Source organism: Pseudomonas sp. H11T01 (assembly GCF_048515765.1).
Lineage (GTDB): Bacteria > Pseudomonadota > Gammaproteobacteria > Pseudomonadales > Pseudomonadaceae > Aquipseudomonas.
Genome location: NZ_JBLYED010000010.1, coordinates 43,610 through 59,826 on the forward strand (window position 1 = coordinate 43,610; position 16,217 = coordinate 59,826).

12 protein-coding genes and 1 pseudogene are annotated in these 16,217 nt (G+C 60.7%); 5 read left to right on the plus strand and 8 right to left on the minus strand.

From position 1 onward, the window contains the following. Nucleotides 1-12: 12 nt before the first annotated feature. Nucleotides 13-195, minus strand: a pseudogene (locus ACN1C3_RS15090) (hypothetical protein); the annotation flags it as partial. A 9-nt stretch (nucleotides 196-204) separates the two neighbouring features. Continuing rightward, a complete protein-coding gene (locus ACN1C3_RS15095) occupies nucleotides 205-759 on the minus strand; it encodes a cysteine hydrolase family protein (protein ID WP_419116580.1) in 555 nt (184 codons plus the stop codon). Nucleotides 760-854: 95 nt separating this feature from the next. Here ACN1C3_RS15095 and ACN1C3_RS15100 point away from each other — a divergent pair, with 95 nt between their 5' ends. The 3 genes from ACN1C3_RS15100 (at nucleotide 855) to ACN1C3_RS15110 (ending at nucleotide 3,897) form a co-directional block, all read left to right on the plus strand. Continuing rightward, nucleotides 855-1,862, plus strand: a complete 1,008-nt coding sequence (locus ACN1C3_RS15100; protein ID WP_419116581.1) for a GlxA family transcriptional regulator — start codon at nucleotides 855-857, stop codon at nucleotides 1,860-1,862. A 180-nt stretch (nucleotides 1,863-2,042) separates the two neighbouring features. Further along, on the plus strand, nucleotides 2,043-3,152 hold the full coding sequence (locus ACN1C3_RS15105; protein WP_419116582.1) for a DUF3182 family protein: 1,110 nt from the start codon (nucleotides 2,043-2,045) through the stop codon (nucleotides 3,150-3,152). Then, nucleotides 3,142-3,897 carry an alpha/beta hydrolase family protein gene (locus ACN1C3_RS15110; RefSeq protein ID WP_419116583.1) on the plus strand — a complete coding sequence of 252 codons (756 nt, stop codon included), beginning with the start codon at nucleotides 3,142-3,144 and terminating at the stop codon, nucleotides 3,895-3,897. Before ACN1C3_RS15105 ends, ACN1C3_RS15110 begins: the two co-directional genes overlap by 11 nt. Before the next feature lie 23 nt (nucleotides 3,898-3,920). Here the strand turns inward: ACN1C3_RS15110 and ACN1C3_RS15115 are convergent, their stop codons facing one another. The 6 genes from ACN1C3_RS15115 to ACN1C3_RS15140 form a co-directional block, all read right to left on the minus strand. Continuing rightward, nucleotides 3,921-4,910 (minus strand): lysylphosphatidylglycerol synthase domain-containing protein, encoded by a 990-nt coding sequence (locus ACN1C3_RS15115; RefSeq protein WP_419116584.1) that lies wholly within the window; start codon nucleotides 4,908-4,910, stop codon nucleotides 3,921-3,923. Continuing rightward, a complete protein-coding gene (clsB, locus tag ACN1C3_RS15120; RefSeq protein WP_419116585.1) occupies nucleotides 4,907-6,214 on the minus strand; it encodes a cardiolipin synthase ClsB in 1,308 nt (435 codons plus the stop codon). The genes ACN1C3_RS15115 and clsB overlap by 4 nt, the downstream gene beginning before the upstream one ends. Further along, nucleotides 6,211-7,014 (minus strand): endonuclease/exonuclease/phosphatase family protein, encoded by an 804-nt coding sequence (locus ACN1C3_RS15125; protein WP_419116586.1) that lies wholly within the window; start codon nucleotides 7,012-7,014, stop codon nucleotides 6,211-6,213. Before ACN1C3_RS15125 ends, clsB begins: the two co-directional genes overlap by 4 nt. Then, entirely contained in the window at nucleotides 7,011-7,937 is a 927-nt protein-coding gene (locus tag ACN1C3_RS15130; protein ID WP_419116587.1) for a DUF72 domain-containing protein, read from the minus strand. The genes ACN1C3_RS15125 and ACN1C3_RS15130 overlap by 4 nt, the downstream gene beginning before the upstream one ends. Nucleotides 7,938-8,209: 272 nt before the next feature. Next, nucleotides 8,210-9,421, minus strand: coding sequence for an MFS transporter (locus tag ACN1C3_RS15135; protein ID WP_419116588.1), 1,212 nt, complete (start codon nucleotides 9,419-9,421; stop codon nucleotides 8,210-8,212). A gap of 259 nt (nucleotides 9,422-9,680) precedes the next feature. After that, entirely contained in the window at nucleotides 9,681-14,000 is a 4,320-nt protein-coding gene (locus tag ACN1C3_RS15140) for a DEAD/DEAH box helicase (RefSeq protein ID WP_419116589.1), read from the minus strand. 328 nt (nucleotides 14,001-14,328) lie between these two features. On the opposite strand from ACN1C3_RS15140, the gene ACN1C3_RS15145 reads away from it, so the two are divergent. Further along, the gene (locus ACN1C3_RS15145; RefSeq protein WP_419116590.1) at nucleotides 14,329-15,213 is read left to right on the plus strand and encodes a sugar nucleotide-binding protein; all 885 of its coding nucleotides are present in this window, start codon (nucleotides 14,329-14,331) and stop codon (nucleotides 15,211-15,213) included. Then, the gene (locus ACN1C3_RS15150) at nucleotides 15,206-16,135 is read left to right on the plus strand and encodes an NAD-dependent epimerase/dehydratase family protein (RefSeq protein ID WP_419116591.1); all 930 of its coding nucleotides are present in this window, start codon (nucleotides 15,206-15,208) and stop codon (nucleotides 16,133-16,135) included. The genes ACN1C3_RS15145 and ACN1C3_RS15150 overlap by 8 nt, the downstream gene beginning before the upstream one ends. Nucleotides 16,136-16,217: the final 82 nt, after the last annotated feature.

Sequence of the window (16,217 nt, forward strand, 5' to 3'; positions counted from 1 at the left end):
GGCCCGTAGCGCTCAAACGCTACGGGCCTTTTGGTTTTTGGCGCTTTGATCAGCTCTTGGCAAACGCAGCATGTCCGCGTTGACCCTTTCCTTGTGGGTATCCGTCAGCCCATGGGGCGCACCCGGATACACAATCAACTCGGCACGCTCGATCAACCGCTTGCTCTCCAGCCCCGCGGGCTGGATGGGCACGATGGGTGAGGCTTAGTGGCTGGCAGCCAGGAAATCGTTGGTGGACACCACGCTTGCATAGGCAAAGCCCAGTGCCGACATGAAAGCGGCATGCACGTGGGCGGCCGGAACAGTCAGGCCATTGAACTCAAGATCACGGGTGGCACAGGCGTCGTGGATCACTGTGACCTTGTAGCCAAGGTCGGCTGCAGCTCGAGTGATGCCGTCGACGCACATGTGGCTCATGTTGCCGACGATCACCAGGTTCTCGATGTCCTGCTGGTCGAGGATTGACTGTAGTTCGGTTTCGCGGAACGAGTTGACGAAGTGTTTGAGCACCACCGGCTCGTCGGCGCGGTTGATGACTTTGGGGTGCAGGTGCGCGCCTTCAGAGCCTGGGGTGAAGAACGGCGCCGTGTCGGAGGTGAATTCGTGACGGATGTGCACCACCGCGTCACCGGCATCGCGAAAGGCCTGAATCATCCGTGCGGCGTTGTCGGCGGCGGCTTCGACGCCCACCAGCGGCCATTTGCCGTCGGGGAAGTAGTCATTCTGGATATCGACTACGATGAGTGCTTGCTTGGCCATGACTGTTTCCTCGGAGTGGGTGTGGGATCCAGTATTGGGTTTTCCACAGCGCCCGAGGATTGGCCGCACCGACAATAGAAGGGGGAAAACTGACAATGGGTGTAGAAAGCGCAGTCGTCGAATTGGGTGTGCTGATCTATCCCGGCGCGCAGATGGCGGCGGTTCATGGCTTGACCGATTTGTTTGGTGTCGCAAACCGCATTGCTACCGAACATCAGACTACGCAACTGCCGCTACTGCGGGTCAGCCATTGGCGGGCCGATGCAGATGAGGTGCCGGTGCGGGTGTTTGACAGCCATCCGGGGCCTGGCGGTGCACTGGCGGCGGTACTGATTCCGCCGTCGATTGCCGGGTTTTCTGCCGGTCAGGCTCCGTCAGCGCTGACCCAATGGATTCGCCAGCAACACGCCAGCGGTGCGATCCTCGGCGGGGTGTGCGTGGGTTCTGTGCTGATGGCTGAAAGCGGTTTGCTCAATGGCCGCAGCGCGACCACTCACTGGACCTCGGCGAAACAATTCGCCGAGCGTTACCCTGCGGTCAAGCTCAACGCCGACAAACCCATCGTCGATGACGGCGACCTGATTACCACTGCAGGCCTCATGGCCTGGGCCGAACTGGGTTTGCGCCTGGTGGACCGTTTGCTAGGGCCGAGCATGGCGACCAGCACTGCACGGTTTCTGGTGATCGAGCACAGCGACAGTGCGAGCCAGTGCGGCAGTAACTTTGCACCGATACTCGGCCATGGCGACCCGGCAATCCTCAAGGTACAGCATTGGCTGCAAGGTAACGGTGCGGTGGAGGTCTCGCTGACGGCGATGGCTCTGCAGGCCGGGCTGGAAGAACGCACCTTCCTGCGGCGCTTTCGAACGGCGACCGGTCTGAAGCCCACTGAGTACTGTCAGCATTTGCGGGTCGGCAAGGCCCGGGAAATGCTTGAGTTCACCAACGGCACCATCGACCACATTGCCTGGACCGTCGGCTATCAGGACCCGAGTGCATTTCGCGCCACGTTCAAGAAAATCACCGGTCTTGCACCCAGCGATTACCGGAGTCGCTTCGGCGTGAGTGCGCCAGCGGTGGTGGCGCGAGTTGAACAGGACTGAAGCACCCATCGTGCAAAATGCGCTGCCCACCACAGCGGTCGTGCAAAATAAGACAGGCTAAATGCCAGTAGCTTCCGATCAAGCCACTGATCCGGGGGATGTTGCGTCAGTCGGGTTGTTGGCCTGATCCCTGCACTTCTCCAATGACACCCATTACGCGCATTGCCAGAGGGGGAAAGCATGACCCCGGCACAACGCAAAAAACTGGTGGTCGCCCATTCAGTCCGGCCTCGGGCGCCACAGCATGAAGTCGAAACCAACCGTGCGCTGGCGCGATGGCTGGCGCAGATTCTCGGCCTCAAGTTCGGCGGTAGTTATGACGTCGGGCGACACGCCACGCGCGACCTTTATCTGGTGCCGACGCAAACCATCGTCGGCGTGCAGGGCGCGAGGCAATTCAGGCTCAAAGGCCCCAATGACCTGTGGGGTGGCTACGTTGAGCATGACTTTATCTGCACCAAAGCCATCACTCATGGCCTGTTGAATAAAGATGCGGTAGCACCCAAGGGCTGGGCGCCGCAGTTTTGCGAAAGAGTCCGCACCGTGGTGTTGGACGGCATCAGCGTTTTTTCGCTCAAGGATGCCCGGCCGGCGGCCACCCATCTGCTCTACAGCGGCCCGATCCGGATGAAGCCGATTCACGCCTGCGCCGGTCGTGGTCAGGAGGTTATCAACAGCCTCGATCAATTCGATGAAATCCTTGCTCGGCCTGAGGCGGCCAAGCTGTTCCGCGAAGGCGTGGTACTCGAACAGGATCTGCAAAACGTCATGACCCACAGCGTTGGCCAGACCGCTATTGCTGGCAAGCTCTTGAGCTATTGCGGCGAGCAGTACCTGACCGAAGACGGCCAGGGTGAAAAAGTCTACGGCGGCTCGGACTTGCTGGTGGTGCAGGGTGGCTATGACGATTTGCGGGCTCTTGAACTGCCGGATGAGGTACGTCTGGCCATCCAGCAGGCACAAGTGTTCGATGCAGCGGCGGATGAGGCTTATCCCGCATTCTTCGCTTCGCGACGCAATTACGACATCGTGCAAGGGCTGGATGCCAATGGCCAGCGTCGCAGCGGCGTGCTGGAGCAATCATGGCGCATGGGTGGCGCCAGCAGCGCGGAAGTGGCGGCGCTGCAGGCATTCGTCAACGATCCCGGGATGCGCGCGATCCGGGTGTCTTCGGTGGAGACCTATACTGATCAGGCGTTGCCGGCGGATACGATCGAAGTGTTCCGCGGCCCGGCTGAAAGCAGTGATTTTCTTCTCAAGTATGTAACGGTCAAACCCTATGACGGCTAGAAGCGAAACGATTCAGATCGATATCGACGATGAGCAGATGAGCGGGACCTTTCTCAGCCCCAAATCGAAAGTCCCGGGAGTGTTGTTTGTGCACGGCTGGGGCGGCAGTCAGGAACGGGACCTCGAACGGGCCAAAGGCATCGCCGGGCTGGGTTGCGTGTGTCTGACGTTCGATTTGCGCGGCCACGCCGGTAGCGGCATTGCGCTGTCGCGGGTCACCCGCGAAGACAACCTGCGCGACTTGCTCGCCGCCTATGACCGTTTGTTGGCGCATCCGGCGCTCGATACTTCAGCGATTGCCGTCGTCGGCACCAGCTATGGCGGTTATCTGGCGAGCATCCTGACCTCGTTGCGGCCGGTGCGCTGGCTGGCGCTGAGAGTCCCGGCGCTGTACCGCGATGACCTGTGGCACACACCCAAGCGCGATCTGGATAAAGCCGATTTGCTCGATTACCGCAGCAGTCTGGTACATGCCGGCAGCAATCGTGCGCTGCACGCGTGTTCGGCGTTTACCGGGGATGTGCTGATCGTTGAATCCGAACACGATGAGCATGTACCCCACGCGACCATCATGAGTTACCGCGCGGCCTGTCAGCAGACTCACTCGCTGACCCACCGAATCATTGATGGCGCCGATCATGCGCTGTGCGATCCGGTTTCCCAGCAGGCTTACACCTCGATTCTGGTGGGCTGGATCACCGAGATGGTGGTGGGCGAGCGGTTGAGCATTATTCAGTCGCAATGAGGGTGGTTTCAAAGTGATTGGGTTTAGCCTGTCGGTTTCTTCTTCACCCGCGGCGCCTTGGCCTTTGCCTCGATCAGCAGGTACATCACCAGCGCAATCAGCAGCGGCACAATGAAATAAATGGCGCGATAGGCAATCATCCCGGCCAGCACACTGCTGCGCGATGCCTCATGTTGCAGCAACGTGATGAACACCGCTTCCAGCACACCGAGCCCGGCCGGGATGTGGGTAATGATCACGGCGACGCTGCCGATCAGCAAAACGCCCAGCACCATCGGGTAGTCGAGTTGCTTGGGCAGCAAGGTGAAAATCACCGCGGCCATCAATGACCAGCTGAGCGTGCCCAATAGCAATTGCAGCAAGGCCATGCGCAATGAAGGCAGGTTGATTGCGATACCGCGTAACGTCCAGGTCCGGCGCCGGGAGAAGTGACAGGCGAGGAGATAGGCTGCGCTCAGCACCAGCAACACAAACCCCACCGCGCGCAAGGCATCGCTACTGAGCTTCCAGCCTGGCGGCAGATTCACCAGACCACTGCTGAATATTGATCCGGCCAGCGTCATATAGCCCAGCCAGTTCGTGGCAATGCTCAGACCCAGGATCCTGGCGATATTGCCGGTGCTCACCCCCAGGTGCGAATACAGCCGATAACGCATGGCGATACCGCCGATCCAGGCGCCCAGGTTGAGGTTGAAGGCATAGCTGATGATCCCCACCGGCAAAATCTGTCGCCAGCCCAGATCTTGCCGAATATAGGTCCGGCTGATCAGGTCAAAGCTGGCATACACCAGAAAATTCACCAGTGTCAGGCCGGCGGCGAGGGCCAGCGTACGCAATTTGAAGTCGGCCAGGGTCTCGATCACCTCCGTCCAGTCGATACGCCGCGCGAGGATCGTGAACAGCACGATCAATAGCAAAAAGAACACAGCGGTCAGCGCACGCTTCAAGCGTTTCCAGCCCTGTTTTCCATGGGCGGTGTCATGTTGTGCCGGATGCGAGTCGGGGGGGCTCATGGCGCCTGTTCCCCGGCGCCCTGCGACGCTTGCGGCTTATGGGTAAAGGGCTTGAGGCGCGGTTTGTGTGCCGGCAGCCAACCGGCCCAGGCCGGAAAGTGCCGCAGAATGTGGAACACCAGAAAACCAATGGTCAAGTGCCATAGCCGGCCGCGTGGGGTGCGATTTTCCGGCAGGGTCGTGCAGTGCTCACGGGTCAGTTCATCGAGTCGCTCGAACAGCTCGCGATTGAACGCACGATCGCGAATCAGCACGTTGGCTTCCAGATTCAGCGCCAGGCTCAATGGGTCAAGGTTGCTCGAACCCACAGTGCTCCACTCCTCATCCACCAGCGCGACCTTGCCGTGCAGCGGCCGGTCGCAATACTCGTAGATCACCACACCATCCTTGAGCAGATAGTCGTAGAGCAGGCGCGCCGCGAGCTTGGCGACCAGCATGTCTGGCTGGCCTTGCAAAATCAGCCGTACCTGGACCCCGCGTCGGGCCGCGTTGCGGATCTCACGCAGCAAGCGATAGCCGGGAAAGAAGTAGGCGTTGGCGATAACCACCCGACGCTGAGCGTTGCGCAGGACCTGTAAATACACCTCCTCGATATCCGTTTGATGCTCGCGGTTGTCGCGATACACCAACCGCACCTGGCCGTCATGTTCGCTGAACGCCAATTCAGAACGGCGTCGATGGCGACGTTGCCACCCATATTTGGCATGGGTCGGGCGACCGCTTTGCAGCAGGGCGAAATGATGGATGTCGACCACCGCCGGGCCCCGCACCTCGACCGCGTAATCCTGCTTGGCTGCGGGGCCAAAGTCGGCAAGGTGATCGGCGGAAAAGTTGATCCCGCCAAGGAACGCGATTTCGCCGTCGACCACCACGATCTTGCGATGCAGACGGCGGAACCAGTTAGTCCGCAGGAGACCAAGGGTCAGCGGCGCCGGATCGAATATTTGCAGGCGCACCCCGGCAGCGCTCAAGGCCGCTAGAAAATCAGTACTCAGTTCACCGCAGCCGAAACCGTCCAGGCTCATGGTGATCCGCACACCGCGTTGTGCAGCTTCGATCAGGATGCTTTGCAGTTCGTTGCCCACCTTGTCCTCGAACAAAATGAAGGTCTCGATGAGGATTTCGCTCTGCGCCTGGCGAAGGGCTTCGAACACCCTGGGGAAATACGCTTCGCCATTTTCCAGCAGCTCGACCCGGTTGTTGCTCTGCCAGTCGTACTCGATGTCTTCAAGCGCCCGGTCTCGTGAGGATGGGGTTGTGGATAAGTTGTCCACCGGCGTTATCTCCATCGGCGCGCTGCTCATAGCTCAACCTCCACCGACAGTGGTGCATGATCAGACAGATGCGACCAAGGACGTGTCTTCAATACTTTCGGATGCTGTGCCTTCAGATTGCGCACGTAAATTCGGTCCAGACGTAATGTAGGCAGCCGCGCCGGGAAACTGCGCGCCGGCTTGCCGTAGTGTTCGACGAACACTTCGTGCAAGCCGCAGGGGTTGAGCAGAGCATCGGCCCGCTGGCGCCAATCGTTGAAATCGCCGGCGACAATCAGGGGGGTGTCGGCGGGGAGTTCTTCCAGGCGTTGTGCCAATAGCTGCAACTGCTGACGGCGATGGGTTTCGAACAACCCAAGGTGAACGCAGATCGCGTGTACTTCACGGCTGTCACCGGGCAAGCGCAATACGCAATGCAACAGCCCGCGGTTTTCCCGCTTGGAGCCTGCGATCGATACGTCGAGATTGTCATGACGAATGATCTGGAATTTCGACAACAGCGCGTTGCCGTGGTCGCCGTCGGGATACACCGCGTTACGCCCATAGGCGAACTGCGGCCAGATGCTGTCGGCGAGGAATTCGTACTGCGGCATCGTCGGCCAGTTGCTGTAGCGTCGTGAGTGATGTGTGTGAATTCCGTGCACCTCCTGGAGAAACACCACATCGGCGGACACGCTACGCACCGCTTCGCGCAGTTCCGGCAAAATAAAGCGTCGATTGAAGGCGGTGAAGCCCATGTGGATATTGACGGTCAGCACGGTGAAGCGGCAGATCGCGGTACTGCCCAGGGTCATGTCGCAATGTTTGCCCGTCGGTTCCGCAAGGCTCATGGCAATACCCCAGGTGCAGGTGGTTTGCCCGGTTCGGTCGCCAGTGCTGTATCAAGACCCAAGCGCTGCAGCAGGCTGCGGGCATCGAAGGGCGCCCGGACTTTGACGTCATTGTCGAAATAACAAAACACCTCGCGGGTTTTTCGCGGTTTGGGCTTTTGCTCGGGGTCGATCAATTGCGCATCGGACGGTTGTTTGCCATGGGTCCAGGCTTCGATTCGATTCCCCCAGCGTTCCAGCGCCTCGGGTGTGTAACCGCTGGCGTAGAGCTCTTTGTCACCGTGCAAGCGCATATAGACGAAATCACCGGTCAGGTCTTCGCGGTAGGGCCACTTGCCAGCCGTGTCGGCGATGACCAGTGCGGCTCGATAACGCTTGAGCAGGCTGACAAATTCCGGGACGACAAAGCTTTCGTGGCGGATTTCCACGGCGTGCCGTAGCGGTTTATTCGCGTAGGCTTTCATGCTGGCTTTGCCGTTTAAACGGGGTTCGTGCTGACGGGCGAGGGCCGCGGCTTGCTCGGTATCGGTGGGTAATTGATCGAGAAAGGTTTCGAACAACTCAGGGTTGAACGTGAAGCTTGGCGGGAATTGCCAAAGGATCGGTCCGAGCTTGTCCTTGAGTTCCAGAACCCCTGAGGCGAAGAAATTGGCCAAGGGTTGGTGGACGTCCTGCAGACGCAGGATATGAGTGATGTAGCGGGGCGCTTTGACGCTGAAGACAAAGTCTTGCGGGGAATCGGCGTACCAGTTGGCATAGCGTTCGGGCGTTTGCAGCGCATAGAACGAGCCGTTGATTTCAATGCTGTTGACCGCCCGCGAAGCGAACTGCAATTCGCGGTTTTGGGCCAGCCCTTCGGGGTAGAAATCACCTCGCCAAGGCGTGTAGCGCCAGCCGGAAATACCGATATGAATCGCCGCCATGTGTCCTCCCCTCGTTTTGCCGTCCCATCACCTCCATTCTTTTGATGACTGCGTTGTTGGCGGGAAAGTTTCGACGGGTTTACAGACGGTGCAGATACTTACTGTCGCCAAACTCTGTGGGAGCGGGCTTGCCCGCGAAGACGGTATTTCAGTCGACACATGTGCCGGAGCGACCATCGCTTTCGCGGGCAAGCCCGCTCCCACAAGTAGCCAAAGCCCAGGGCGCAAACAAAAACGCAGCCCGAAGGCTGCGTTGATTTAGCGGCTATCGATCAATGACCGCCAACCACTCGTGCCATACCTTCAGCAGGTTCTGCATACACTGGCCCCAGGCGATCGAGGCGACCGCTCCAGGCGGTCAATGCCAGGGCGATCATCACCACCAGCCCGCCGATCCATGCAGTGTGGATCAGACCCATGTGGGCGACGATCAGACCACCACCCCAGGCGCCACCGGCAATGCCGAGGTTGAAAGCGGCGATGTTCAGCCCGGACGCCACGTCCACCGCGTTCGGGGTGTGATGTTCGGCCTGGCGTACGACATAAACCTGCAGACCAGGTACGTTGCCGAAGGCAACCGCGCCCCAGACCAGCACGGTGGCCAGTGCCAGCCAAGGATTGCCGGCGGTGAAGGTCAGCACAAAGAGCACGGCGGCGAGCAGAGCGAAGATGATTTTCAGGGCGCTGATCGGGCCGCGTTTATCGGCCAGTTTGCCGCCCCAGATATTACCGACGGCCACCGAGATGCCGTAGACCAACAGCACCAGGCTGACGGTGCCGGCGCTGAAACCAGAGATGTCCTGAAGAATCGGTGCCAGGAAAGTGAAGGCGATGAACGAGCCGCCATAACCGACCGCAGTCATGGCGTATACCAGCAGCAGCCGCGGTTGTTTCAGTACTTGCAGCTGTTGCAGCAACGAAGCGGGTTTGCTGTGGGCAATGTTTTTCGGCACGTAGATCAGGCTACCGATAAAGGCGATCACGCCCAGGGCCGAAACCGCGAGGAAGGTTTCACGCCAGCCGAAGTGTTGGCCGATGAAGGTGCCCAGCGGCACGCCAGTGACCAGGGCCACGGTCAGACCGGTAAACATGATTGCAATTGCGCTGGCGGCTTTTTCCTTGGGCACCAGGCTGGTGGCGATGGTCGAGCCAATAGAGAAAAACACGCCGTGGGCGAGACCGGTGACGATTCGCGCAATGATTAGCGACTCATAGCTCGGTGCTTTCCAGGCCAGCAGGTTACCGAGGGTAAACAACACCATCAGCGACAGCAGCAACAGTTTGCGCGGCACTTTACCGGTCAACGCGGTGAGCACCGGCGCGCCAATGGCAACGCCGAGCGCGTATAGGCTGACCAGCAGGCCGGCGGACGGCAGGTCGACCCCAAGGTCAGCGCCGATAGTGGGTAACAGGCCAACGATGACGAACTCGGTCGTCCCGATGGCGAATGCGCTTAGGGTCAGCGCGAGCAAGGCAATGGGCATGGCTGCAACTCCAGTGGGTTTAATCTGGAGCGCAGTGTCGGTGTTTGACTCGTGCGGAAAAATAGCGGTATCGGCACAAGATATTTGACCTGAAGTCAAAGATCCTTGTGGCGAGGGAGCTTGCTCCCGTTCGGCTGCGAAGCAGTCGCAAATCCTGTCAATGTGATTTCCCTGAAAAAACTCGCTGACCGATTTTAGGACCGCTTCGCAGCCCAGCGGGAGCAAGCTCCCTCGCCACAGGGTTTTGGGTCGCCTCGGCCTAGCGGTGTTGGATCAGTTTGCTGCGCAGCTCAGCACTGGCCTGCTGATCCAGTTCCAGCCAGAAATGCTGCTTGCCGGCAATTTCGGCGGCGGCGGGCAAGCCATCGCGGTACACCAAGCGATTGCTGACCAGCGCCGGGACTTTGCTGCCGGGTAGCAGCGTGCCAGCGAGGTTCAGCGGATCAACGCCGCAGACACCGATCAGGCTGCCGTCATGGGGGCGTCGACGCACTTCTCGCAACAGGGGAATCGCCTCCGGTAACGCGAACTGCTCGCCCGCCAAACCACTGACAAAACGCCCGCCGCGAATCTCGCCTCGGGCCTCCAGTCGATGGAACGTGCGCAGCAGTTCGCGCCAGCTTGGCAGCCAGTCGGCCTCTCGCTCCAGCAGTCGCCAGAACACCACGCCATAACGCCGAAGCAAGGTCATCGCGACATGCTCCAGAGTCGCCGTCGGGGTCTGCCCGGGGCGAATAGTTTCGTTCACCGCTGCTGGCGCGGGGCGTCGCAACAAGGCCCAGCGCCCGGCGTCGTCCATTCCGCCAACAAAGGCGCCGCGCCCACGGCGACTGCTGCGAGCCTGACGTTTGCTGGCCGGGGTGATCAATGCGCGCAGCCCGGCGAAGCTGTCGGCATTCACCAGCCCGGCGCCCACCAGTTCCTGCAACGCGGTTTCCAGTTCGCTGCGCAGCAGATGAGCTTCATGCAGCAATTCGTCGAAGAACAAGGCGCCGTGCTGCGTCAGGGCCTGATGAACTTTTCGGGTTTTTGGTGACAACTCGCTACTGTCGGTCTGCTCGGTCAAACCGCTCCAGAGCGCAACCTGGCTGCGTGGCAACAATACGATGGGTGTACTGCGCAGCGCCGAACTCGCGGGCTTATTGCGCGCAGTCAAACGGGTCCAGACCACTTTGCCGCTGCGGCACAGGTCATCCAGCCAGCTGGCTGAATAGCCTTTCAGCCGCGCTGGAAAAATATCGCTGTCCCACGCTGAGGCTGCGGCCGGATAGCCTTCGAACTGGTTGACGATCTCTGGCAAAACGGCGCTGCCCTGACCCTGAGTGGCGGTTGAGAGATGCTGCCAGTCGAACAGAAAGCGCATGAAATCCTGCAACGCCACCGGCTCGATTTCCCGGCGCAGGCGTTTGACCGTGTAGCGATGAATGCGCGCCAGCAAATGCCGTTCGCACCATTGATCCAGGGTGGCGCCCGGACTGAAGCGTCCACGCAGCACATAACCTTCGCCTTCCAGTTGCGCCAAGGCCTGGGTGACGTTGGCCATCGGCAGTCCCAGTGGTTCGGCGATCTCGCTCAACGGCAAAGGACCGAAACCGCTGAGGCGAGCGCGGATCACTTCCACCAACGCCTCATCGACATTCCAGGCTTCATCGAAACCGGGCAGGGCCTGCAACGCCGGGTGCAGCGCGGCCTCGGGATAGAGTGCCTGCAGACACGTCAGCCGCTCCAGCGCCAGCCATAACGACTGCTCGGCATTGATCTGCAAGCGGCTGGCGCGACCACTGTCGGCCAAGGCCTGCAACCAGGTCAGCCATTGCGCATTGACCTGCGCTTCGGCATCGCTGATGCACGCCAGACTCATCAGCGCTTCGTGCATTTCATCGACGTTTGTGGGGGCGGGCCAGGCCTCGTCGCGTACCGCCTGAATCGCTTCGCTATCCAGCGCGCCCAGATCATCGGTCGATTGCGGGTCGCTCCAGCGGCGGTTGAGCACGGCTTGGGTACGGCGCTCTTCCAGCGGCGCGTCATCGAGAAAGGTGTAGGGGCGGGCGCTAAGAATCTCGGCGGCCAAGGGCGAGGGCGCCGGCAGGTCGCGGCTGATCAGGCGGACCTCACCGTTCTCCATGCGTCGCAGCAACGCGAGCCAGCCTTCGCTGTCCATGGCGTCGTGCAGGCAGTCGTCGAGGGTTTGCTCCACCAGCGGATGATCGGGAATTTCCCGTTCGCCGGCGAGATTCTCCAAGCAGGCGATTTGATCAGGAAACACACTGGCGATCAGGTCTTCGCTTTTCATTCGCTGGATCTGCGGCGGGACTTTGCGTCCGCCGGAGTAACGGGGCAGGGCCAACGCGACACCGGCATTCCAGCGCCAGCGCACACCGAACAACGGTGCCTCCAGCACGGCTTGAGTCAGGATGTGTTCGGCGCTGTTGCTGTGCAGGTAACGCCAGACCTCGTCCAGTTCAAAGCTGTGGCTGGTGGACAGCGACAGCACGATGGCGTCTTCGCTGGCGGCGGCCTGCAATTCGAAATTGAAGGTGCGGCAAAAACGCTTGCGTAGCGCCAGGCCCCAAGCGCGATTGATGCGGCTGCCAAACGGCGTATGGATGATCAGTTGGGTGCCGCCGGACTCATCGAAAAAGCGCTCCATGATCAGCGTGTCCTGGGACGGCAATGCGCCCAGGGTCAAACGTGCGCGCGCCAGATACTCCACCAGTTGCTCGGCGCTGGCGATATTCAATCCCAGACTGTCGATCAACCAGTCGATGCAAGGTTGTAACTCGCCGGGGCTGGCGCTGAGCAACTCATCGAGCTGTGCTTGCAGGCGTGCCACGGCGAACGACAGTTCCGCACTGCGACCGGGTGCTTCGCCAAGCCAGAATGGAATGGTCGGCGGCTGGCCCTGGGCGTCTTCGACCCGCACTTTGCCGGTTTCGATGCGCAGGATCCGGTACGAGGTATTGCCCAACTGGAAGATATCGCCGGCGATGCTTTCGACGGCAAAGTCCTCGTTGACGCTGCCGATGTTCAGGCTCTGTGGCTCCAGTAACACGCTGTAATCGGCGTTGTCCGGGATCGTTCCGCCGCTGGTCACGGCGGTCAGTTTGCTGCCGCGACGGCCGCGCAGGGTGCGGGTCAGGGCATCGCGATGCAGGTAGGCGCTGCGGATGCCCTGACGACCGTTGTAGCCCTCGGCGAGCATCTGCAACAACGCCTGAAAATGCGCTTCATCGAGGGTTGCATAGGGCGAAGCGCGGCGGATCATTTCCAGCAGCGGCTGCTCTTGCCATTCCTGGCAACTGACCTCGGCGATGATCTGCTGGGCCAGTACGTCCAGCGGCGCCGTGGGGATCAGCAAGGTGTCGAGTTCACCGCGACGCACACAGTCGAGCAGGGCCGCGCATTCGATCAGGTCGTCTCGTGTGGTGGCGAATAACCTTCCCTTAGGCGTGCCGCCGACCTGGTGCCCGGAGCGGCCGACCCGTTGCAGAAACGCGGCAATCGAACGCGGTGAGCCGATCTGGCAGACCAGCTCGACATCGCCGATATCGATGCCCAGCTCCAGCGATGCGGTGGCGATCAGCACTTGCAGGTCGCCGCGCTTGAGCCGCTGTTCGGCGTCCAGGCGGAATTCTTTGGCCAGACTGCCGTGGTGGGCGGCCACCGCCTCTTTGCCGAGGCGTTCGCTTAAATGCCGGCTCAGACGCTCGGCCAGACGCCGGGTGTTGACGAAAATCAGCGTGGTTTTGTGTTCACGGGCCAGCGCGGCGAGCCGGTCATAGACCAGATCCCAGACATCATTGGCCATCACCGCCGACAACGGCACCGGCGGCACTTCGATACCCAAGTCCCGTGGGCGAGCGTGGCCGATGTCAACGATCTCGCACGGCCGATCACGACCGACTAAAAAGCGCGACACCGCTTCGATGGGTTTTTGCGTGGCGGACAAACCGATACGCATCAACGGCTCAGGGCATAACGCCTGCAAACGCTCCAGACTCAGTGCCAGATGACTGCCGCGCTTGCTGGCGGCGATGGCATGGATTTCATCGACGATGAGTGTGCGGGTGCTGGCGAGCATGCGTCGGCCGGAGTCCGAACCGAGCAAGACATAAAGGGATTCCGGGGTGGTCACCAGAATATGCGGCGCGTTTTTGCGCATGGCCGTGCGGTCTTTTTGCGTGGTGTCGCCGGTCCGCACGGCGGTGTTGATCTGTAATTCGGGCAGCCCCATGCGCCGCAATTGCTCGGTAATCCCGGCGAGCGGGTTTTGCAGGTTGATCTGAATGTCGTTGGACAGCGCCTTGAGCGGCGAGACGTAGACCACCAGCGTCTCGTCTGGCAGTTTGCCGCCATGCTCCAGTCCCTGATGGACCAGGTCATCCAGCACCGCGAGAAACGCGGTGAGGGTTTTCCCGGAGCCGGTGGGCGCGGCAACCAGGATTGAGCGGCGCTGGCGGATCAACGGCCACGCCTGGGCCTGGGCGGCGGTGACCGACGGGAACGTCGCGTTGAACCAGGCGCTGACGGCGGGGTGAAAGCCGGTCAGGGCGTTGTCCGCTGATTCGGGAAGATTCATGGGGAGATTTATGCGACTGATGGGCGGAACTTGCAACCCCGTAGCAGCTGCCGGAGGCTGCGTTCGGCTCGGGCCGCGTTCGGACGCAGCAGTCGTAATTGGACTGACTCATTCAACCTGACAGATCACGATGGCATGTTTTGCGACCGCTTCGCGGCCGAACGCAGCCTTCGGCAGCTGCTACGCCCGGATGCCATGCAGCACTTTATAAGTGACGGTTGCGCTGGAAACCCGCAAAATGCAACGATTCCGGCAAATGCCAACGGCAACGCCTCATGGCTTTTCCGATAAAAACCATTGTTCTACACAGACTGGGCCTGCTGACTCTATGCGAATGCGCCTTATGTTACTGGGCGGCGGAAATGCCCTTGGGCAAGCGCTGATTCGCCTCGGTGCGGAGGAAGACATCGGTTTCCTCGCCCCCCGTCCGCCGCAAGACGGCTGGGATGCCGCGAGCCTGACGCAACTGCTCGACGACACCCGCCCGGATGCCTTGATCAACCTTGCCTACTACTTCGACTGGTTTCAGGCGGAGACAGTCGGCGAGGCGCGTCTGGCCGGGCAGGAGCGATCGATCGAGCGGCTTGCCGAACTGTGCCAGCATCACAATATCGTCCTTGTGCAGCCCTCCAGCTATCGGGTCTTCGATGGTTCGCGGGCTACCGCCTACAGCGAAAAAGATGAACCTGTGCCGCTGGGTCTACGTGGCCAGGCGTTGTGGCGAATCGAGCAGAGTGTACGTGCGACCTGTCCGCAACATGTTTTGTTGCGCTTTGGCTGGCTGCTCGATGATAGCCCAGATGGCACCCTTGGGCGCTTTCTGGCCCGAGCCGAACAACCCGAAGAACTGCTGATGGCCGATGATCGACGCGGCAATCCAACCCCTGTGGATGATGCGGCGCGAGTGATTATCTCGGTGCTCAAGCAACTCGACTGCGCGGCGCCGCTGTGGGGCACTTACCACTACGCCGGGCATGAGGCGACCACGCCGCTGGCATTGGGTCAGGCGATCCTGACCGAGGCTCGTCAGCTGCATCCGCTGGCGATCGAGTCGCCGACTGCGCAAGCCCACGCTGCGCGCCTTGATGCTGCGGAAGAACCGCAACACGCGGTATTGGCCTGTAAGAAAATTCTGCACACCTTTGGAATCAAGCCACGCGCCTGGCGCGCGGCACTCCCGGGCTTACTGGATAGGTTTTATCGCCATGGCTGACGGCCCTGTTTTGATCACCGGCGGCGCCGGATTTATTGGTTCGCATCTGGTCGATGCCTTGCTCGCCAAGGGGCATTCGGTGCGCATTCTCGATGACTTGTCCACCGGCAAACGCAGCAACCTGCCGCTGGATAATCCTCGGGTCGAATTGATTGAAGGCGACGTCGCCGATGCTGCTTTGGTGGCGCGGGCGATGGTGGATTGCCGGGCCGTCGCCCATCTCGCAGCAGTGGCTTCGGTGCAAGCCTCGGTGGACGATCCGGTGCGCACCCACCAGAGCAATTTCATCGGCACGCTTAATGTTTGTGAAGCCATGCGTCAGGCCGGGGTCAAGCGCGTGCTGTACGCGTCAAGCGCGGCGGTCTATGGCAACAATGGCGAAGGCGAGTCGATTGACGAAGACACGCCCAAGGCGCCGTTGACGCCTTACGCCTCGGACAAGCTGGCGAGCGAGTACTACCTTGATTTCTACCGTCGTCAGCACGGGCTGGAACCGGTGGTGTTCCGCTTCTTCAACATCTTCGGTCCGCGTCAGGATCCGTCGTCGCCGTATTCTGGCGTGATCAGCATTTTCAGCGAGCGGGCGCAAAAAGGTCTGCCGATCACCGTGTTCGGAGACGGCGAGCAAACCCGTGATTTCGTTTACGTTGAAGACCTGGTGGACGTGCTGGTGCAAGCCATCGAAGCACCTCAGGTCGAAGAGGGCGCGGTCAACGTCGGACTGAATCAGGCGACCACGCTTAAGCAGATGCTCCAGGCATTGGCTGAGGTCGTGGGGGAGTTGCCGCCGGTGAGCTACGGTCCGGCGCGTTTAGGCGATATCCGTCATTCCCGGGCGAACAATCAACGGTTGCTGCAGCGCTTCACATTCCCCGAGCAGACGCCGATGAGTGTCGGACTGGCGCGGTTGTTGGGGCGTTGATCGTTCCCACACTCCTGCGTGGGAATGCCTCACTGGACGCTCTGCGTCCGCTTTGGCAGTGACGCGGAGCGTCACGGGCTGC